The 19706-nt window shown below is 65.9% G+C and carries 19 protein-coding genes and 1 tRNA gene; 7 read left to right on the top strand and 13 right to left on the bottom strand.

Annotation, left to right across the window (positions count from 1 at the left end; all coding sequences use genetic code 11):
- Nucleotides 1-131: 131 nt before the first annotated feature.
- From FAZ11_RS00235 to aroC, 13 genes are all read right to left on the bottom strand, one after another.
- Nucleotides 132-221 (bottom strand) — tRNA-Ser (locus FAZ11_RS00235).
- A gap of 526 nt (nucleotides 222-747) precedes the next feature.
- The gene (locus FAZ11_RS00230) at nucleotides 748-1485 is read right to left on the bottom strand and encodes a proteasome-type protease (protein WP_058773720.1); all 738 of its coding nucleotides are present in this window, start codon (nucleotides 1483-1485) and stop codon (nucleotides 748-750) included.
- A 113-nt stretch (nucleotides 1486-1598) separates the two neighbouring features.
- Nucleotides 1599-2402, bottom strand: coding sequence for a transglutaminase family protein (locus tag FAZ11_RS00225; protein WP_058766793.1), 804 nt, complete (start codon nucleotides 2400-2402; stop codon nucleotides 1599-1601).
- A complete protein-coding gene (locus tag FAZ11_RS00220) occupies nucleotides 2399-3352 on the bottom strand; it encodes an alpha-E domain-containing protein (protein WP_058761156.1) in 954 nt (317 codons plus the stop codon). The genes FAZ11_RS00225 and FAZ11_RS00220 overlap by 4 nt, the downstream gene beginning before the upstream one ends.
- 67 nt (nucleotides 3353-3419) lie before the next feature.
- Nucleotides 3420-4829 (bottom strand): circularly permuted type 2 ATP-grasp protein, encoded by a 1410-nt coding sequence (locus tag FAZ11_RS00215; RefSeq protein WP_058782657.1) that lies wholly within the window; start codon nucleotides 4827-4829, stop codon nucleotides 3420-3422.
- 257 nt (nucleotides 4830-5086) lie between these two features.
- A complete protein-coding gene (locus FAZ11_RS00210; protein WP_058761158.1) occupies nucleotides 5087-5428 on the bottom strand; it encodes a ribonuclease E inhibitor RraB in 342 nt (113 codons plus the stop codon).
- 104 nt (nucleotides 5429-5532) lie between these two features.
- The gene (gene speE / locus FAZ11_RS00205) at nucleotides 5533-6384 is read right to left on the bottom strand and encodes a polyamine aminopropyltransferase (protein ID WP_058773721.1); all 852 of its coding nucleotides are present in this window, start codon (nucleotides 6382-6384) and stop codon (nucleotides 5533-5535) included.
- A gap of 96 nt (nucleotides 6385-6480) precedes the next feature.
- The gene (locus FAZ11_RS00200) at nucleotides 6481-6696 is read right to left on the bottom strand and encodes a PLD nuclease N-terminal domain-containing protein (RefSeq protein ID WP_058761160.1); all 216 of its coding nucleotides are present in this window, start codon (nucleotides 6694-6696) and stop codon (nucleotides 6481-6483) included.
- A 102-nt stretch (nucleotides 6697-6798) separates the two neighbouring features.
- Nucleotides 6799-7485 (bottom strand): acireductone synthase, encoded by a 687-nt coding sequence (mtnC, locus tag FAZ11_RS00195; protein WP_058782656.1) that lies wholly within the window; start codon nucleotides 7483-7485, stop codon nucleotides 6799-6801.
- A complete protein-coding gene (locus FAZ11_RS00190; RefSeq protein ID WP_058761162.1) occupies nucleotides 7482-8033 on the bottom strand; it encodes a 1,2-dihydroxy-3-keto-5-methylthiopentene dioxygenase in 552 nt (183 codons plus the stop codon). Before FAZ11_RS00190 ends, mtnC begins: the two co-directional genes overlap by 4 nt.
- The gene (locus FAZ11_RS00185) at nucleotides 8030-8644 is read right to left on the bottom strand and encodes a methylthioribulose 1-phosphate dehydratase (protein ID WP_058761163.1); all 615 of its coding nucleotides are present in this window, start codon (nucleotides 8642-8644) and stop codon (nucleotides 8030-8032) included. The genes FAZ11_RS00190 and FAZ11_RS00185 overlap by 4 nt, the downstream gene beginning before the upstream one ends.
- On the bottom strand, nucleotides 8628-9788 hold the full coding sequence (locus tag FAZ11_RS00180) for an MFS transporter (RefSeq protein ID WP_058782655.1): 1161 nt from the start codon (nucleotides 9786-9788) through the stop codon (nucleotides 8628-8630). The genes FAZ11_RS00185 and FAZ11_RS00180 overlap by 17 nt, the downstream gene beginning before the upstream one ends.
- Before the next feature lie 172 nt (nucleotides 9789-9960).
- On the bottom strand, nucleotides 9961-11052 hold the full coding sequence (gene aroC / locus FAZ11_RS00175) for a chorismate synthase (RefSeq protein WP_058782654.1): 1092 nt from the start codon (nucleotides 11050-11052) through the stop codon (nucleotides 9961-9963).
- Between the two features lie 132 nt (nucleotides 11053-11184).
- On the opposite strand from aroC, the gene FAZ11_RS00170 reads away from it, so the two are divergent.
- From FAZ11_RS00170 to FAZ11_RS00140, 7 genes are all read left to right on the top strand, one after another.
- Complete coding sequence (locus FAZ11_RS00170; protein ID WP_058782653.1) at nucleotides 11185-12153, top strand: alpha/beta hydrolase; 969 nt, start codon at nucleotides 11185-11187, stop codon at nucleotides 12151-12153.
- Between the two features lie 43 nt (nucleotides 12154-12196).
- Nucleotides 12197-12976, top strand: coding sequence for a hypothetical protein (locus FAZ11_RS00165; RefSeq protein WP_081320051.1), 780 nt, complete (start codon nucleotides 12197-12199; stop codon nucleotides 12974-12976).
- A gap of 145 nt (nucleotides 12977-13121) precedes the next feature.
- On the top strand, nucleotides 13122-15497 hold the full coding sequence (locus FAZ11_RS00160; protein ID WP_137279303.1) for a penicillin acylase family protein: 2376 nt from the start codon (nucleotides 13122-13124) through the stop codon (nucleotides 15495-15497).
- A 233-nt stretch (nucleotides 15498-15730) separates the two neighbouring features.
- Complete coding sequence (locus FAZ11_RS00155) at nucleotides 15731-16927, top strand: CmpA/NrtA family ABC transporter substrate-binding protein (RefSeq protein WP_137279302.1); 1197 nt, start codon at nucleotides 15731-15733, stop codon at nucleotides 16925-16927.
- Between the two features lie 11 nt (nucleotides 16928-16938).
- Nucleotides 16939-17511, top strand: a complete 573-nt coding sequence (locus FAZ11_RS00150; RefSeq protein ID WP_058768958.1) for an ANTAR domain-containing response regulator — start codon at nucleotides 16939-16941, stop codon at nucleotides 17509-17511.
- A gap of 68 nt (nucleotides 17512-17579) precedes the next feature.
- Nucleotides 17580-18827, top strand: coding sequence for an acid phosphatase (locus tag FAZ11_RS00145; protein ID WP_058782650.1), 1248 nt, complete (start codon nucleotides 17580-17582; stop codon nucleotides 18825-18827).
- 125 nt (nucleotides 18828-18952) lie between these two features.
- The gene (locus FAZ11_RS00140; protein WP_240043591.1) at nucleotides 18953-19276 is read left to right on the top strand and encodes a TM2 domain-containing protein; all 324 of its coding nucleotides are present in this window, start codon (nucleotides 18953-18955) and stop codon (nucleotides 19274-19276) included.
- The last annotated feature ends 430 nt before the right edge of the window (nucleotides 19277-19706 follow it).

The raw sequence follows: 19706 nt of genomic DNA, 5'->3' as shown, positions 1-19706 counted from the left end.
TTTCGAGGCAGCGATTTTACGATGTCGGGAGGCCATGTGTACCGCCGTTGTGTACCAGAACGAACGGGTTACGGCTGGCTCCAGAAACGAAAAACCCCCGCAGCTCAGGGCTAACGGGGGTTCTCTTAATCTGGCGGTGAGGGAGGGATTCGAACCCTCGATAAGATTTCTCCTATACACACTTTCCAGGCGTGCTCCTTCAACCGCTCGGACACCTCACCAGATTTGCTCGGCGTCTGCGTCTGCATCACCGAGGCGCGCAACTATAGGCAAAGGTGATTTCGATGGCAAGCTTTTTCTTCAATCGATTCATACATTTGCACGAAGGAGCCAAGAGAGCCGCTGCCAGGCGGCGTTCACGGGATGACCGGGCAGTCGCTGACGAGGCCGTCACGACCGCCCATACCTCCGACAAACGGTAGCGTCGTACAGAATTTCGCAATCTACTGAAAGCTAAGGGGAATTTAGCCAGGGCGACATTTCTGATAACCGCTTGGTCGGCAGTCGCCACAAAACTGAAATTTATGTTCTATAGCTACTGGATAGTGCTCAAGCCTGCGGGTATCAGTAGCTGCATGCCGTTCTTGCGCAAGCGCTTCCCGTCCAAGACGTAAAGGCTTCAAACAGCTAACAATAAAGGCCCAGAGTCATGTTCAAGAATCCCGTCCCCAAGTGGCGCCAGGCAAGCTTCGTGCTCATCGTCACCACCGTCGTGCTGGTCATCCCCAACCTGTCCCGTTTTTTTGGCTAGAGCCAATAATCAGCAGGCGGTGCCGGCAAGGCGCCTACCAGGTCGCGCAGCCCCTCCCCCCAGCCTCGGCGCAGGCTCTGGAAGTAGTCGTCCTGCTCATCGATCCGGTGGCTCTTGACCTGGTCGAGGCGATCACGCGGATATACCACCAGGTCCAGCGGCAAGCCCACCGAGAGATTGCTGCGGATCGTCGAGTCGAAGGACAGCAAGGCGCAGCGCAGCGCCTCTTCGAGCGGCGTGTCGAAGCTCAGCGCCCGATCCAGGATGGGCTTGCCGTACTTGCTCTCGCCGATCTGGAAATAGGGCGTGTCCTCGGTGGCACTGATGAAGTTGCCATGGGGATAGATGTTGAACAGCTCAGGCTCGGTGTCCTTGATCTGGCCACCCAGCAGGAAGGAGCAGCTCAGGTCGAGGCCGTGGCCGCTGGGCGCATCCTGGGCATCGCGCTGGATGATCTCGCGCAGGGTCTGCCCCAGCAGGATGGCGGCATGATTGAGCGTGGGCACGTCGTGCAGGTTGGGGTGCTCGCTGTCCAGGCGCTGGCGCAGCAGGCTGATGACCGCCTGGGAGGTCGCCAGGTTGCCTGCCGACTGGATGGCGATGAGGCGTTCACCGGGTACGCGGAACAGATGCAGCTTGCGAAAGGTGGCGATGTTGTCGACCCCGGCATTGGTACGGGAATCAGCGACGAACACCAGGCCGTCGTGCAGCTTCATGGCGACGCAGTAGGTCATGCGAACCTCGGGTAGAAAAGACGGATTGCCGTAGCACTGACGGCGGCGAGATGCACCGCCAGACGACGAGGCCGCACAGTGGCGGCCTCGTTTCCTCGGGTGACTGTCGCAGATTATTGTTGCTGTTGCTGCACCTGCTGCAAGGGCTCCACCAGCACCTTGGCTTCCATTTGCTCCACGCCCCCGCCACGGCGCATGCCGCGCACTGGGCAGGCATCAAGGTAATCCAGGCCGATGGCCAGGCGCAGGTGCCGCTCCGGACGGGCCAGGCGGTTGGTGACGTCGTAGCTGTACCAGGCGCCATCGTGCCAAGCCTCGGCCCAGGCATGGCTGGACAGGTGTTCGCTGTCGTCGGTGCAGAGGTAGCCCGAGACATAGCGCGCCGGAATGCCCAGGCTGCGCGCGCAGGCCAGGAAGGCATGGGCATGGTCCTGGCACACCCCGGCGCCCTTGGCGAAGGCCTGGGCGGCGTTGCCGTCCACCTCGGTGGAACCGGGGATATAGGCCATCCGCTCGTGCAGTCGCTCCATGAGTTGGATGAGGGTGGCGCGATCGCGATGGCCATCGCAGACCTCGCGGGCGAAATCCGCCAGGGCCGCGTCGGCCTCGGTCAGGCGGGTCTGGCGCAGGAAGGGAAAGGGCGAAGCCTGGCAGGGCTCGGACTCGAAGTCCTCGTCGATCTCCACCTGGCCGCTGGCGGTGATGGTGATGGCGTCGTGCGGGGTATCCAGGGTCAGGACATGCAGGATGTTGCCGAAGGGATCGCGCTGGGCACGGGCCGGTCGCGGCAGCGCCAGCTCCCAGTCCAGGACCTTCTGGCGGGCGTCGCCCTGGGGTGTGAGGCGCAGGTACTGGATGCTGGCGCGGACCTGGTCGGCGTAGCGATAGAGCGTTTCGTGATGGATCGCGAGTCTCATACGGTCTCCAGGTATGCGGTATTGATGGCGCTGCCGAGCTGGCGGATATGGACGATGAAATCGCCGATCCAGGGATGCAGGCCTTCGCCCAGCACCTCGTCGATGCTGGTGTAGCGCAGTCGGGCCTCGAGGCCGGCTGCCAGGCGCTTGGCCTCGCGGCCGTTCTCGCCCGGCAGGCTGGCAAGCACCCGGTGCAGTTCGATCACGCAGGACAGCAGCGAGCGCGGCAGGTCTTCCTTCAGCAGCAGCAGCTCGGCGCCGTTGCGCACGTTGAGAGCATCGCGATAGAGCTCGGTGTAGGCCTCGAAGGCACTCAGGGCGCGCAACAGGGCGCTCCACTGATAGAAGCCACGGGCGGAGGAGTCGCTGATGGCTTCGGCTTCTTCCTCACCCAGCACCTGGTAGCGGGCATCGAGCATGCGCAGGGTGTTGTCGGCCCGCTCGACGAAGGTCCCCAGGCGGATGAAACGATAGGCATCGTTCCTCATGATGGTGCCGACGGTGGCACCGCGGAACAGGTGGGATCTTTCCTTGACCCATTCACAGAACCGGCTGATGCCGAAGCGGATCAGCCCGGTGACGGCGATCTCGCGCATCTCCAGCCAGGTGGCGTTGACGTTCTCCCACATGTCGGCGGTGATGCGTCCGCGCACCGCGTGGGCATTGCTGCGCGCCGCCTGCAGGCAGCAATAGATGCTGCCGGGGTTGCGCTCGTCGAGGGCGAAGAAGTGCAGCAGGCGCTCGGGATGCAAGGCGTCGTGCTTGTCACGGTAGTCATCCAGGGTGCCGGTGATGAGCAGCGGCATGGCCAGTTCGTCCAGGCCTCCGCCCTGCCCGCTCTGCGGCATCATGGACAGGGAATAGCTGACGTCCAGCATCCGCGCGAGATTCTCGGCGCGCTCCAGGTTGCGGGACATCCAATACAGATCGGCAGCGGTACGACTCAACATGGTGGGGTCGCCTTTCAAAAGTCCTTGCGGGGCCGCCGAAGCGGCCTGATGTTCACGGCGTCCGGTCCTAGTCCTGGACCACCCAGGTGTCCTTGGTGCCACCGCCTTGCGACGAATTCACCACCAGGGAGCCTTCGCGCAACGCGACCCGGGTGAGGCCGCCGGGCACCAGGCGCGTCTTGCGACCGGACAGCACGAAGGGCCGCAGATCGATATGGCGCGGCGCGATGCCGTTCTCGACGAAGGTCGGGCAGGTGGACAACGACAGGGTCGGCTGGGCGATATAGGCGCTGGGGTTGGCCTTGAGCCGCGCGCGGAAGACTTCGATCTCGGCGCTGGTGGCGGCAGGGCCGACCAGCATGCCGTAGCCGCCGGAACCATGGACTTCCTTGACCACCAGCTCGGGCAGGTTGGCCAGGACGTGGGACAGCTCCTGCGGCTTGCGGCATTGCCAGGTCGGCACGTTGTAGAGGATCGGCTCCTCGCTGAGGTAGAAACGGATCATCTCCGGGACATAGGGGTAGATGGACTTGTCGTCGGCCACCCCGGTGCCTATGGCGTTGGCCAGGATGACGTTGCCCGCGCGATAGGCGGCCAGCAGTCCGGGGACGCCAAGCATGGAGTCCGGATTGAAGGCCAGGGGATCGAGGAAGGCGTCGTCCAATCGGCGATAGATGACGTCGACCTTCTGGAAACCGGAGGTGGTGCGCATGAACACCTGTTCGTCGCGCACCAGCAGGTCAGCGCCTTCGACCAGTTCCACACCCATCTCCCGGGCCAGGAAGGCGTGCTCGAAGTAGGCGCTGTTGAAGCGTCCCGGGGTGAGCACCGCTACCGTGGGGTTGTTGACCGGGGTGGAGCTGCGCAGGGTGTCGAGCAGCAGGTTCGGATAGTGGTCGATGGGCGCGATGCGCTCGAGGGTGAACAGCTCGGGAAACAACCGCATCATCATCTTGCGGTTCTCGAGCATGTAGGACACCCCGCTCGGGGTACGTAGGTTGTCTTCCAGCACGTAGTAGGCGCCATCGCCGTCACGCACCAGGTCGACCCCGGCGATGTGGGCATAGATGCCGTTGGGCAGGTCCAGCCCCTGCATCGCCAACTGGTACTGGTCGTTGGCCAGCACCTGCTCGGCGGGGATGACCCCGGCCTTGATGATGCGCTGATCGTGGTAGAGATCGTGAAGAAACATGTTCAGCGCCTGGACGCGCTGGATGCAGCCACGTTCGATGATCTGCCATTCACTGGCGGGGATGGCCCGTGGCAAGGCGTCGAAAGGAATCAGGCGCTCCGTGCCTTGCTCGTCACCATAGAGGGTGAAGGTGATGCCGGCACGGTGGAACAGCAGGTCGGCTTCACGGCGGCGTTGAGCCAGGAGTTCAGGGGGGGTTTCACTCAGCCATTTGGCATAGCGACCATAATGCGGCCGACACTGCGCCTGGACGTCATACATCTCGTTATACAGTGGGCGGCTCATGCCGATCTCCTTATCACTTGCAAGTGCAGCGTCGCAAGCCGCGTGCCAGGGCGCAAGCCGTCAAACCCCAGTCTTTAAAAGGCAAATGGGCAGGCAATGCACCAAAATCAGGCGCGCGGAGCGGTTCGTGCACCTTAACCTTTCTGCGTTGTGTCTAAGACGGTGCGCGCAGGGGAAAGTGCGACGATAACTGTGAGGAGAAGGTGCAAAAAGAAACCGGCCATGCCCTCTGGCATGCCGGTTCTTGATAACACAGGTCAGGCGTGGGTTCGGGCGATCTCCTGGGTGACGCCCCAGCCGTCCAACTGGCCGCCGAGTGGAACCACTACCGCCTCCAGATCGCTCTCGAAATCATCGATGGTGGCGTGGGTCGCGAACATCACCTTACTGACCTGTAGATGCCAGCCACCGTCCTCGTGCGGCATCACCTGGGCGTTGAGGGACTCACCGTGGAACTGGTCCGCCGCCTGGCGAGCCCTGCGTTCGTCGGCGAAGATGGCGAAGAAGTCGATCGGATGGAAGCGGGCGAAATCGAAACCGCCCTCCTTCATCCGTTGCAGCAGGTTCAAGCTCACATCATCAGCAAACGACAAGGACATAGGACTTCCCTCCTCTGGTTCGGATGATTCGCTCGGACGGACGTCGCTACCGACCTCCGCCGAGTCGCGGCTGACTGCTCGAAGGGTACGGCGACCCTCGTGGCTTACGCCTTGCCGATGGCCTCCAGCACGTATCGAGGTAGAGCAAAGGCAGCGGCATGCAACTCCGGCGTGTAGTACCGGGTGTGAATGCCTCTTTCACTGTAGCGTTGCGCTAGGGTTTCGGCACGCTGTGTCCGTAACGAAATGTCCTTGCTCCCCCAAGCCAAGGTCATGACGCCCCCTATGTAGGTAGGCACCGCCGACAGGTAAAAGTGCCAGTCGGCGAACAGCCCGGCCATCCGGCTGGCGGTGGTCTTGACCTCGTCCAGTTGCAGGAAGGGGGTGCCGTTCTGGGCCACCATGACGCCGCCGTCGTTCAGGCAGCGATGGCAAGCCTGGTAGAAATTCTCGGAGAACAGCACCTCGGCCGGCCCGATGGGATCGGTGGAATCGGAGATGATGACGTCGTAGCGCTCGGTGGTGTTGGCGACGAAGTTCATGCCATCGTCGATCACCAGGTTCAGCCGCGGATCGTCGAAGGCGCCGGCGGAATGGCCAGGAAAGAATTGCTTGCACATTTCCACCACCGAGCCATCGATCTCGACCATGGTGATGTGCTCGACGCTCTGGTGCTTGGCCACCTCGCGCAGGATGCCGCCGTCACCGCCGCCGATGATCAGCACCCGCCGCGGCGCCGGATGGGCGAGCAGGGGTACGTGGGTGAGCATCTCGTGATAGATGAATTCATCGGCCTCGGTGGTCTGGATGACGCCATCCAGAGCCATTACCTTGCCGAGCAGGGCGTTCTCGAAGATCACCAGGTGCTGATGTTCGGTGCGCACCTCGTGGAGCAGGCGTTCGACGGTGAATCGCTGGCCGTAGCTGTCGTAGAGGGTTTCCAGGTAGTCGCTCATGTCGATCTCCGCAGGTGGCAGGCCGAGACGAACAATGCCCGACCAAAAGCCGGGCATTGTAAGAGCTGGATGTGACAGGCTCCAGTGCGGTGCTGGCTAACCCTTGTGGGTCGGTGCAGTCGCCGAACGATTGCCGCGCGGACCGGCGGCGGCCCAGGCAATCAGGCCGATCACCGGCAGCACCACGATCAGGATCGTCCAACCGATCTTGGCGTTGTTGGTGCTATCGCTGCGGATGACGTTGACGATGGCCCAGATGTCGAGCAGGAAGACGATGAAGCCGAGTACACCGCCGATGGTGGAATTGATCATGTCGCGACTCCCGTTACGAGGACACAGGTCTCGTCAATTGGGACTGGCGAGGGCGGCGCCGAGTTCGGCCGGCTCGCTGGGACGCGGCGCCGGCCGGGGCTCTCAGGCGAAACGGGCCAGATCGATCTCGGCGAAGGACGCCACGCACGGATGATCGCCCAGCTGGCCACCGGCGCGGACCAGGCCACAGGTCGGCAGACCGGCCTGGCGCGCGGCATCCAGCTCTTCCACCACGTCGGAGAGGAACAGCAATTCCGCCGGTGCATGGGTGGTGGCCGAGGCGATCCGTGCATAGGACTCGGCCTCGCGCTTGCCGCCGGTCAGGGTATCGAAGTAACCGGAGAACAGCGGCGTCAGATCGCCGTGTTCGGAGCAGCCGAAGATCAGCTTCTGCGCCTGCACCGAACCGGAGGAATAGACGTACAGCGGCAGCCCGGCGGCGTGCCATTGGCGCAGCGCCTGGACGGCGTCTGGGTAGACGTGCCCCTTGAGCGTCCCGGCGCGGTAGCCCTCCTCCCACACCTGACCCTGCAAAGCCTTGAGCGGGGTGGCCTTGCGGTCGGCCGCGATCCACTCGAGCAGGATGGCGATCACCCGCTCCACGTCGGCGTCCAACTCGCCGGCTTCGGCGCGCACGGCATCGAGCTGTTCGGCCACCGCCGGCTCTTTGGCATGGGCCCGCACGAAGGCCGGCAGGTGCTCGCGGGCATAGGGAAAGAGCACGTCGAAGACGAAGCTCACGGCGCTGGTAGTGCCCTCGATGTCGGTGAGGATGCCCTTGATGGTCACGCCTCGACCTCCAGCCGTGGGAAGCGCTGGGCAATGTCCACGCCGGTGAAGTGGGCGACCCAGCCTTCGGGGTTATCGAACAGGCGGATGGCGACGAAGGACGGCGACTCGCTCATGTCGAACCAGTGCGGCGTGCCGGCCGGCACCGAGATGAGATCGTCTTTCTCGCAGAGCACGGCATAGACGTGGTCGTCGATATGCAGGGTGAAGAGACCCTGGCCGGCGACGAAGAAGCGCACCTCGTCTTCGTTGTGGCGATGCTCTTCGAGGAACTTGGCGCGCAGCGCCTCCTTCTGCGGATGCTCGGGATGCATGCTGATGACGTCGACGGTCTGGTAGCCGCGCTCCTCGATCAGGCGGTCGATTTCCGGACGGTAGGCGGCGATCACTTCGTCCTGGCTGGCGCCGGGCGCTACCGGGGCGGTGGCCTGCCAGCGCTCGAAACGCACCCCGACGTCGGCCAGGGTAGCGGCTATGTGTTCGCCGTCGCTGATCACCTTCAGCGGCTGGTTGGGTTCGGCATCGTGGTAGACGGTCAGTCGGCTCATGGGCGCAGGCTCCGGGTCTTGAGTTCGCATTCGAAAAGGAATTCGAAGGCTTCCACGTGACGCAAGGCATCGGCCATGCGGGGGGCCCAAGTATAGAGGCCGTGGCCGCGGATCAGGTACCCCACGCAGTCGGGATGGACGTCGAGCCAGGTCTGCACCTTGTCGGCCAGGCGCGGGATGTCCTGGTCGTTGTCGAACACCGGCACCTCCACCCGCACCTCATGGGTGGTGACGCCGTGCAGCGCCTTTTGCAGCTCGTAGCCTTCCAGTAGCAGGCGATCGCCTTGGAGTTCGCGGGAGAGCACCGTGGAATTCACCGAGTGAGTGTGCAGCACGGCGCCGATCTCCGGCTGCCAGCGATAGAGCTGGGTGTGCAGCGCCGTCTCCGCAGAGGGCTTCTTCGGCTCCAGCGGGGTGCCGTCGAGATCGGTGGCGAGGATATCGTCCGGCTCGAGCTGGCCCTTGTGCTTGCCGGAGACGGTCAGCAGCAGGCGGCTGTCGGACAACCGCACCGAATAGTTGCTGCTGGTGGCTGGCGACCAGCCGCGGCCATAGAGGAAGCGACCGGCGTCGATGATTTCCCGGGCCAGTTGCTCACGCTGCTGGATCATGGAGGGTTCTCCTAACGGACAAGAGGATGAGGAAGGCGCCCACTAGAGCCGCCAGGCTGGCGCCGACGAAGGCCGCGAAGGCGCCGGACACCTGCCAGGCATAGCCAGCATACAGGGCACCCAGCGCACCGCCAGCCCCGGACAGCGCTGCATAGAGCGACTGGGCCTGGCCCTGGCGACGGCGGTCGAAATGCGCCTGGATGAACTGGATGGCGGCGGCGTGGAAACAGGCGAAGGTGGCCGCATGCAGCAACTGGGCGAACAGCAGTACCCCGAGTTGGTCGGCCAGGGCGCCCAACAGCAGCCAACGCCCGGCGGCGATCAAGAAGGCGGTGACCAGCAGGGTGGTCAAGGCGATCCGCGCCAGCAGCTGCGGCATCACCAGAAACACCAGCACCTCGGCGATCACGCCCAGGGACCAGAGCTGGCCGATGACGCCCCGGCTGTAGCCCAGCTCTTCCAGGTGCAGGGTGAAGACCGTGTAGTAAGGCCCATGGGACAGCTGCATCAGCGCCGCGGCGATGAAGAAGGCCAACACCGCCGGCTGGCGCAGGGTGGTCAGGAAGGGCTCGGCCGGGGCCTCGGGCCGCTGGCCGGGATCCACCTTCACCCCCGGTACCGCCAGGGAAGCCAGCAGGATGATGGCCATCACCAGCAGCAGATAGGCGGGATAGAGATCCAGGCTGACATATTCGAAGGCCCAACCAAGACCTGCCACCGCAGCGATGAAGCCGATGGAGCCCCAGAGGCGGATACGGGCGTAACGCTGCGGCTGGTCACGCAGGTGGGCCAGGGTGATGGCCTCGAATTGCGGCAGCACGGCGTGCCAGAAGAAGGCATGGGTCGCCATGATCAATGCTAGCCAGACGAAGCCCTGGCCGAGGTAGATGCCAGCGAAACACAGCAGGGTGCAGGCGGCGCCGAGGCGGACGATGCTCAGCCGGCGGCCGGTGCGATCGGCCAACCAGCCCCAGAGGTTGGGCGCCAGCACCCGCATCACCATGGGAATGGCCACCAGTTGCCCGATGGCCGTGCCGGAGAAGCCCAGGTGGTGGAAATACAGCCCCAGGTAGGGCGCCGTGGCGCCCAGCAACGCGAAGTAGGCGAAATAGAAGCCCGACAGGCGCCAATACGGAACCGGCATCGTCCGCCCGGTGCTTGGCGCCTGTTCGGGATCTCGCGAGCTAGAGCCAGACAAGGCGAACAGGCCTGAGGAAGCAACGTTTGCGAAGGTTAAGGAGCATTTCGACGGGGCTGGCCTTCCAGGGCATTTTCAACGCCGTTTGGCCGACGCGCAGCTGATCATGAACAGGTGCTCAGAGCTGGGGCAGGATGGGCGTGCCCACCCGCACCTCGGCATTCTGCGCACGGTGACGCAGCAGGTGATCCATCAGCACCAGGGCCATCATGGCTTCGGCGATGGGCGTGGCACGGATGCCCACGCAGGGATCGTGGCGCCCCTTGGTGATGACGTCGACCGGATTGCCGTGCACGTCGATGGAGCGACCCGGGGTGGTGATGCTGGAGGTGGGCTTGAGCGCCAGGTGGGCGATGATGGGCTGGCCGGAGGAAATGCCGCCCAGTACGCCACCGGCGTTGTTGGTCAGGAAACCCTCCGGGGTCAGCTCGTCACGGTGCTCGGTGCCGCGCTGGGCGACGCTGGCGAAGCCGGCGCCGATCTCCACGCCCTTCACCGCGTTGACGCTCATCAGCGCATAGGCCAGTTCGGCGTCGAGGCGGTCGAAAATGGGTTCGCCCAGGCCCGGCGGTACGCCATCGGCGACCACGGTGATGCGCGCGCCCACCGAATCCTGATCGCGGCGCAGCTGGTCCATGTAGGTCTCGAGCTCGGGAACCTTGCTCGGGTCCGGGCTGAAGAAAGCGTTTTCTTCCACGCTGTCCCAGGTCTTGAAGGGGATCTCGATGGGCCCCAGCTGGCTCATGTAGCCACGCACCCGGATGCCCTGGGTGGCCAGGTACTTCTTGGCGATGGCGCCGGCCGCCACGCGCATGGCGGTCTCCCGCGCCGAGCTGCGGCCGCCGCCACGGTAGTCGCGCAGGCCGTACTTGTGGTGGTAGGCGTAGTCGGCATGGGCCGGGCGGAACAGGTCCTTGATCGCCGAGTAGTCCTTGGACTTCTGGTCGGTGTTGCGGATCAGGAGGCCGATGGGCGTGCCGGTGGTGACGCCCTCGAAGACCCCGGAAAGAATCTCCACCTCGTCCGCTTCCTGGCGCTGGGTGGTGTGGCGACTGGTACCGGGTTTGCGCCGGTCCAGGTCGCGCTGCAGGTCGGCGGTATCCAAGGGCAGTCCGGGTGGGCAACCGTCGACGATGGCGACCAGCGCCGGGCCATGGCTTTCGCCGGCAGTGGTGACGGTGAACAGCGTGCCGAGGGTATTGCCGGACATGCGAGGGCTCCGCGCTACGGGTGAAAGGTATAGATTCAACTGGAAGTGGGCGATTTTACACGCGCCGTGGTCTTTTACACGGATTGTGTGCGGGATAGGCCCCACACCCAGGTCTCAGGTGCCCGTTTCGTCATGCGTCTGTTGCTTTCCCTGCTGCTGTGCCTCGCCCTTCCCTCTTTCGCCAAGGCGGTCGATCCCGTGTTCCATGGTCCGATCCAGCTCGACACCGGCACGGGCGTCCTCAAGGGCAGCCTGATCCTGCCCCGCAGCGAGCACCCGCAACCGGTGGTGCTCTTCGTCTCCGGCTCGGGGCCGACCGACCGCAACGGCAATGGCCCTGGCGCGCGCAATGCCGCCCTGCAACGGCTGGCCGAAGCCCTGGGCAATCGGCGGATCGCCAGCGTGCGCTTCGACAAGCGCGGCGTGGCCGCCAGCCGCCCTGCCGAACCGGACGAGAGCCGGCTGAGCGTGGAGCGTTACGTCGACGACCTGGTCGCCTGGATCCGGCTACTAAAGGCCGATCCGCGCTTTTCCAAGGTGATCCTGCTCGGCCACAGCGAAGGCGCCCTGATCGCCAGCCTCGCCGCCGATCGGGTGCCGGTCGCCGGCGTGGTGACCCTGGCCGGCAGCGGTCGCCCCATCGACGTGGTGCTGCGCGAGCAACTGGCTGGGAAGCTGTCACCAGCTGAGCTGGCTAGCGCCCAGTGGATCATCGACCAGTTGTTGCGCGGCACGCCGGTGCCCGAGGTACCGCGCGAGTTGCTGGTGCTGCTGCGCCCCAGCGTGCAGCCCTATCTGATCTCACTGTTCCGCCAGCATCCGGCCAAGGCCTTCGCCGGCATCCAGGCCCCGGCGCTGATCGTCCAGGGTACCCACGACGTCCAGGTGGACGTCACCGATGCCCAGACGCTGCACCGCGCCAAGCCCGACGCCGAACTGGCCATCATCCCCGGCATGAACCATGTCCTGCGCATCGCTCCAGCGAGTTTGCGGGCGCAGTTGCCCACCTACGATGACCCCAACCTGCCGCTGGCCCGCGAATTGGTACAGCGCGTCGCCGCCTTCGTCGAACGCTCAGGTTCCCCAGCCGCCAGCCGATAAGCCAGCAAAGGCGTCCAGGAGGCGCCCCGACTGGAGTCTGCTTGTGGAAGCCCCCGATCACGAAGCCCCGGCCACCGAGGCCGCCCCTAATGAGCCCCATCCCTGGGCCAGCCTGCCACCCGAGCGTTTCCAGCTGCTGCGGCTGATGCCCCAGCCGGTGGATCGCCGGGTCGGCGCACGCCCCCTGCGCTTCGTGCAACTCGGCCTGGTCGAGCGGCACAGCGAAGAGGAAAGCCTGTTGCGGCTGTCGGTGCAGATCCCCGGACAGCTGCTGCACCGTGAGGTGAACGTACTGGAGGTCTGGGTCGACCACCGCCTCGGTGAGATCCGCCTGGGGCCGGAGGGCGGCCTGCAGGTGGAGCCGGAAGAACGCGGCCTGGGTCGCTTCCTGCTGGCCCGCGCCGCAGCCTGGGCGCGCCTGCGCTGGAGCCACTACCGGATGCAGGACCTGCCACTGGCACGCCGCGATGCACTCGACGAAGACGGTCGTCACCGCCGCGATCACGTCCTCACCGCCCAGGGTTTCGTCGTCGAGACGGCCGCGGACAACGAACGTCAGCTGCTCTGCCGGGCCGCGCGGGTCGGCCAGTTGCGCGAAGACTGGAACGCCGACAAGGTGCAACTGCTGTCACTGCTCGACGGCGCCACCCTGCTGGAACAGTGCGACCGGGTGATCGACGAGCGCGATGCCAGCCTGCGGCAGCTGGAGGACCGCATCGCCCTCTATCGTCGCGATGACGTCTCGATGCGCTTCGCCATCGGCTGCCTGGCGGTGTTCTGTCTGTTCCAGGCCGCGCTGCTGATCTGGATGGCGCTGCGCTAGGCGCCTCCTCCGGATGGCCGGCGCCTTGCCACTACGCCTCTCGGCAGCGCCCAACCGCCATCCCTCAGCGGAGGCTTGCTCCCCCGCCGGACCCTGCTAACGTAGCGCCCCGTTCGCATCCATCCGCTCGGAGTGCCCGCTGTTCATGGTCTCGCCTCTTTCGCTTCGCCGGCGCGCGCCCCTGCGCCTCGCTACCCTCGGCCTGCTCACCGCCCTCGCCGGTTGCCAGTACCTTGCCGAGGAGCAGCCGACCCGCAGCCAGCTGCAACTCAAGGGCAGCCTGCCGCTGCGCGGGCTGGCGCAGACCGCCTCGGTGCGCCGCAACGCCGAAGGCCAGCCGCTGATCGAGACCACCACCTTCCACGACGCCCTGTTCGCCCTCGGCTACGTGCACGCCAGCGAGCGCCTGGCGCAGATGGTGGAGTTGCGCCTGCTGGCCCAGGGCCGACTGGCCGAGGCCTATGGCGCAAGCCGGCTGGATACCGACAGATTCATGCGGGCGGTGGATCTGCGCAAGGCGGCCCAGGTGGCCTATACCAATGCCTCACCCCGCCTGAAGACCTTCTTCGAGGTCTATGCGCGGGGCGTCAATGCCTATCTCTATCGCGCGGGCGAGCGGGTCGAGCTGGATGGCCACGACTATCGCGTCGACTACTGGAAGCCGGAAGACAGCGCCCTGCTCTACGAACTGCTGAACTTCGCCCAGGCAGTGGACCTGCGCAAGGAAACCGCCGCCCTGGCCCTGGCCACCCAGGTCAGCCCCGAGCGCCTGGCCTGGCTGCTGCCCACCTACCCGGACGAACCCCTGCCCGAAGAGGAGACGGCCAAACTACGTGGCCTGAATCTGCGCGGCCAGGTACCGGGCCTCGAGGCCCTGCTGGAGGTCCAGCGGCGTCTGGCGCAGCAGGCGCCCTTCGGCGGTCCTACCGGCACCACCTGGGCCGCCACCCCCAATCACACCCGCAGCGGTCGCAGCCTGCTGGGGGTGGACAAGATCAGCGCCTTCGACGGCCAGTCCCCCTTCACCCTGGTGACCATCAGGGCCCCGCGCTTCGAGGCCGTGGGCACCACCCTGCCCGGCCTGCCGCTGCTGCTCGATGGCTACAACGGTAACCTGGCCTGGGCCGGCACGACGCTGATGGGCGACAGCCAGGACCTCTATCTGGAGCGGCTGCAACGCCAGGGCGGGCGCCTGCAGGTACAGAGCGGCGGCCAATGGCAACCCGCCAGCCAGCGGGTGGAAACCTTCTTCGTGCGCGGCGAGAAACCCCGGCGCGAAACCCTCTATGCCAGTCCGCGCGGCCCCTTGCTGAATCTGGCCTTGGCCCCGGAAGCCGATGGCTATGGCCTGGCCCTGCGCAGCGGCCGCCTGGAAGCCGACAAGAGCCTGGATGCCCTCTTCGATCTCTCCCGGGCCAAGGACGTGGAGCGTGCCTTCGAGCTGGCGCGGGATATTCGCGCCAGTGATTGGAACCTGATGTTCGCCGATGCCCAGCACATCGGCTGGCAGGTGACCGGTCGCTACCCCAACCGCCGCAGCGGCCTGGGTGTCTTGCCCGCGCCCGGCTGGGACGAGCGCTACGCCTGGGATGGCTATGCCGATACCATGCTGCACCCCTACGACCAGGACCCGGCCCAGGGCTGGCTCGGCACCGCCAACCAGCGCGTGGTGCCGCGTGGCTACGGCATGCAGCTCTCCAGCAGTTGGTCGGGACCCGAGCGCCTGGAGCGTCTGGCGCAACTGATGGGGCGCTCGCCGCGCATGGATGCCGATGCTGCCATCGCCCTGCAGCAGGACCAAACCACCACCCTGGCCGCCAAGCTGAAGACGCAACTCGCCGCTCCCGGCTTCGCCGCACCGCTGCGCCAGGCCATCGCCGCCTTGCCCGCCGAGCAGCGCCGTGCCGCGGAAGAAGCCCTGAGTCGCCTGCTGGCCTTCGATGGCCGCCTGGCTGCCAGCTCCGCCGAGGCGGCGGTCTATGAGGCCTTCCTCCAGGTCCTGGCCGAGCAGACCTTCGCCAAGGCGCTCGGCGGTACCGAGAGCCCAGCCTGGCGTGCCTTCACCACCCTCAGCGATACCGGCTACAACCCCGTCGTCGACCACCTGCTGGCCCGCGACGACAGCCCCTACTGGGGCGATGCCGGCCTCCAGGCGAACAAACCCGCCGTCTTCGCCCGGGCACTGGCGGGGGCCATCGACCGTTGCGTGGCGCAACTCGGCAATGATCGAGCAAGCTGGCAGTGGGGACGGCTGCACCGGCTGGCTGGCTCCGCCAGCGGGGGCGATGTTTCCACCCTGGATCTGACCGCCAGCCACTGGGGCGGCGACTCGAAGGTCTGGCTGGCCCCGGCACTGCGCCTGGTGGTGGACTTCGGCCTGACCGAGCCGCTCCTGGCGAGCCAGGCCGGCACCCCGGGCAACGGCTGGGCCAGGGGCCAATACCAGAGTCTGCCGCTACAACCGCAGAACCTGGAGCGCGTCTATGGGCGCGACCGCTTGCTACTGATCCCGCAGAAGTAAGGGCCTCAAGGGCGAACCCACGACTTGGCGCGGGTTTTGCCCCGACTCCAGCAGACCCCACGCGACATCGAGCGCCGTTACCCCTGACCGGACCTCGGCCCGGCAGCTAGTCGCCTTGACCGTGGGGTAGCGCCTGCGCCCCTGTCACCATAGTGGTGCGTAGCATTTCAAAGACGCCCATCAAGGGTGCATGAAAGGTCGCGTGAGCACCTTCGTCCGTTGCTGGAGACACCATGCCTGCCTCGCCTTCCTTGTCCGCCGCGCACCTTTGGGTCGCCGGCTCCGACGCCCCGGAAAAACCCGAACTCAACCTGGGCTTTCTGCCGCTGAGCGATGCCGCTTCGCTGATCGTGGCGGCGACCCAAGGCTTCGGTGAACCCCATGGTCTGACGCTGAATCTGCACCGCCAGCCGTCCTGGTCGGCGCTGCGCGACAACCTGCTCGGGGGGCGGCTCGATGCCGCCCATTGCCTCTACGGCCTGGTCTATGGCATCCACCTCGGTCTCGGCGGCGCTCCGGCCACCGACATGGCTGTGCTCATGGGCCTCGCGCAGAACGGCCAGAGCATCAACCTGGCGCGCAGCCTGGCCCTGGAAGGCGTGCAGGACACCGCTTCCTTCGTCGCCCGGGTCCGCCAACCGGGCGCCCAGCCGCTGACCCTAGCGCATACCTTTCCCACCGGCACCCATATCTTCTGGCTCTACTACTGGCTGGCCGCCCAGGGCATCCATCCCCTGCACGACGTGCGCACCGTGCTGGTACCGCCGCCGCAGATGCCCGAGCACCTGGCCGCCGGCCGGGTGGACGGCTATTGCGTGGGCGAGCCCTGGGGCGCCGCCGCCGTGGCGCGTGGCCAGGGCTTCACCCTGACCACCACCCAGGCCATCTGGCCAGACCATCCGGAAAAGGTGCTGACCTGCACCCGCGACTTCGCCGAGCGCTATCCCAACACCGCCCGGGCGCTGATCCGCACCCTGCTCGACGCCAGCCGCTTCATCGAGGACAACCGGGAGAATCGCCTGAGCACCGCGCAACTGATCAGCGACCCCGCCTACGTGAACGCCGATCCGAGTCTGCTCACCAACCGCTTCCTCGGTCACTACGAAGACGGACTCGACCACCGCTGGGACGATGCCCATCCCCTGGCCTTCCATCGCCAGGGCGAAGTCAATCCGCCCTATCTCTCCGATGGCCTCTGGTTCCTCACCCAATTCCGCCGCTGGGGGCTGCTGCGCGAGGATCCCGACTACCTGGCCATCGCCCGCGCCGTACAATGCACCGAGCTATACAGCGAGGCTGCCGCGGGCCTGGGGCTGGAGCGACCGGCCACCCAGCGCAGCAGCACCCTGCTCGATGGCCGCACCTGGGACGGTAGCGATCCGGCCGGCTACGCCCGCAGCTTCGCCCTCCATGCCCTCACCGACCACTAGGGAGAACGACCTTGCGCATCCTGCTCATCGACGACACCCCCAAGCAGGTCGGCAGACTCAAGGCCGCCCTGATCGAGGCGGGCTTCGACGTCATCGAAGATTCGGGCCTGACCATCGACCTGCCCGCGCGCATCGAGGCGTTACGGCCAGACGTCATCCTGTTCGACACCCAGTCGCCCAGCCGCGACGTTATGGAGCAGGTCGGCCTGGTCAACCGTGACCTGCCCCGCCCCATCGTCATGTTCACCGACGAACACGACCCGGCGGTGATGCGCCGCGCCATCCAGTCCGGGGTGAGCGCCTACATCGTCGAGGGCATCCAGACCAGCCGCCTGCAGGCCATCATTGATGTCGCCCGCGCACGCTTCGAAACCGATCAGGCGCTGCGCGCCGAACTCCAGGCCCGCGAGCAACAACTGCTGGAGCGCAAGAAGGTCGACCAGGCCAAGGGCCTGTTGATGAAGATGCGCGGCTGCAGCGAAGACGAGGCCTACACCCTGATGCGGCGCCAGGCCATGAGCAAGCAACAGAAGCTGATCCAGGTGGCCGACCAGATCATCGCCATGAGCGAACTACTGGGCTGAAATATTTTGTAACAATCCCGCAACCCTGGCACTAGACACTGGCGATCTACCCACCCGAGAGGTCTGCCATGCGTCTAGCCCCTGCCGGTATCGCCTTCGCCTTTCTGCTGCTTACGCCTCTGGCCCAGGCGACCAGCGCGGAACCCCAGGCCTTTCTCACCCGCCTGGAACAGGCGGGCAAGCAACCTGCCTTCGCCCAGTTGGAGCGGCGCCAGCGCGAGTTGCTGGTGCAGCGCCTGCGTCAAGCCGCCCAGCCGTTCGACCAGAGCGGCATCGCGCACGTCCACCAGGGCGCGCCCCTGGCCGACGAAGCCTGGCTGAACGCCCAGGGCTACGACTTCGCCAAGGAAAAACTGCAACAGGCCGACCTTCAACTCCTCGAAGGCTTCCGCACCCTGCCGGCCAGCCTGTTGGCGGCCAGCACCGCCACCGTCGCCCGGATCAATCACCAGGCCTCGCCGGCGCTGCAGGATCGTGCCCTGCTCGACGCCGATGGCATCGCCTTCCTCTACTTCACCGCCGATGCCCTGGGGCCGCGCCTGGGCCAGGCCTTCCTCGACGCCTACGAGCGTGGCGAACTGGGCAAGGCCGCCGCCCTGATCAAGGCCTCGGAGGTGAGTACCGCACCCGCCAAGAAGTACTTCGATTACCCGCGCCCCTTCCTGCGCCCGGAAAAACCGGTGACCCTGGTGATGGATCGCGTGGTGGTGGGTGACGGCCAAGCCTATACCGCCGCGGCCGGCGCCTTCCCCAGCGGCCATAGCACCGTGGGCTATACCGACACCCTGCTGCTGGCCGCCATGCTGCCCGAACGCGCCCCGGCCCTGCTCGCCCGCGGTGCCGGCTACGGTTACTCCAGGCAGGTACTCGGCGTGCACTATCCGCTGGACGTGATCGGCGGGCGCATGATCGCTCGCTACAACGTCGCCCACTACCTCGCCGACCCGGCCTACCGCCGCCTGTTCGACGAGGCCCGCGAGCAGTTGCGCAGCGCCCTGACCAAGGCCTGCGGCGTAGCGCTGGCCCAGTGCGCGGCGGGCACCGCCGCCGAACAGGACCCCTGGAACAGCCCCGCGGCCTTCGCCTTCAACCACTACACCCTGACCTACGGCCTGCCGGCTGCCGGCTCCGCCACCCAGCCGGTCCAGGTCCCCGAGAAGGCTCCTGTGCTGGCCCAGGCCTTGGCCCCGACGCTCGACGCCACCACCGCGCGGAAACGCCTGGCCGAGCCCCACGGCGTTGCCGAACTGGGCCTGGATCCGCCGCCTGCGCAGTGGCAACGGCTGGATCTGCTGGATGCCATTCATCAGCGCTGAGCGACCAGTGATCTGAACCTCAGGTGCTACCGGCAGGGATGCCGGTTCGGGCGCGTGGAAGGCGTGGAAAAAGAATGCCAAAATTGGTCTTCCACGGACTCGCTCAACCAAAAGGACTTATGCCCATGAGCTCACTGCAATCCGAAATGCTGGTCGAACAAAAGGTCGCCAACGCGCGCAAATCCACCGGCGCCACCTATGCCATCTGGTTCTTCCTCGGCATGCTCGGCGGTCATCGCTTCTACCTCGGTCGCACCGGATCCGGCGTAGCCATGCTGGTGCTCTGGCTGATCGGTTGGTTCACCCTCTTCATCCCCTGGATCGTGACCGGCATCTGGTGCCTGGTCGATGCCTTCCTGATCCCTGGCATGATCCAGGAGCACCAGGACAAGGCCCGTCAGCAGGCACGCCTGGAAGTGGCCGTGCTGCAAGGCGACAACTCGCTCTGATGATTCCCGGGGCGCTCTGCAAGAGCCGAGTGCTTCACGCAATTTTTCCTCGACAAGCATAGCGGCTTACGATTGCGGTAAGCCGCCGCTCACCTACCCTGTCCCGGATCGCCCGAAAGGGTGTGGGCGCTGGCGTACGTCACTCGACCGCTGCCAGTCCCAGGCGCCGCCCGGCGCGCCTCTATCCGTCGCTTCCTGCGCCTGCAAACTCACTGCCGAACTCAAAAGAACCGCTCGCCGTCGTGACGACTGCACGATTGCCCGGTGAAAATCGCTGGGCCGAGCGACGCAGCGCCCCGCCCTGGGGCGAGTGAGCGAAGCCGGTGCAACGAAGGCCAAGGCCCGCCACCCGCAGCCTGGGCCAATGCGGCCTGCCACGCTCTGGCAAAGCTATTGCTTGGGGATGATCAGCCCGGCCAACCGCTCTGGC

It is taken from the genome of Pseudomonas rhizoryzae (assembly GCF_005250615.1).
Taxonomy (GTDB): Bacteria; Pseudomonadota; Gammaproteobacteria; order Pseudomonadales; family Pseudomonadaceae; genus Chryseomonas; species Chryseomonas rhizoryzae.
Note: the sequence above shows the minus strand (reverse complement) of the source record. Positions and strands in the feature narration are given on the sequence as shown.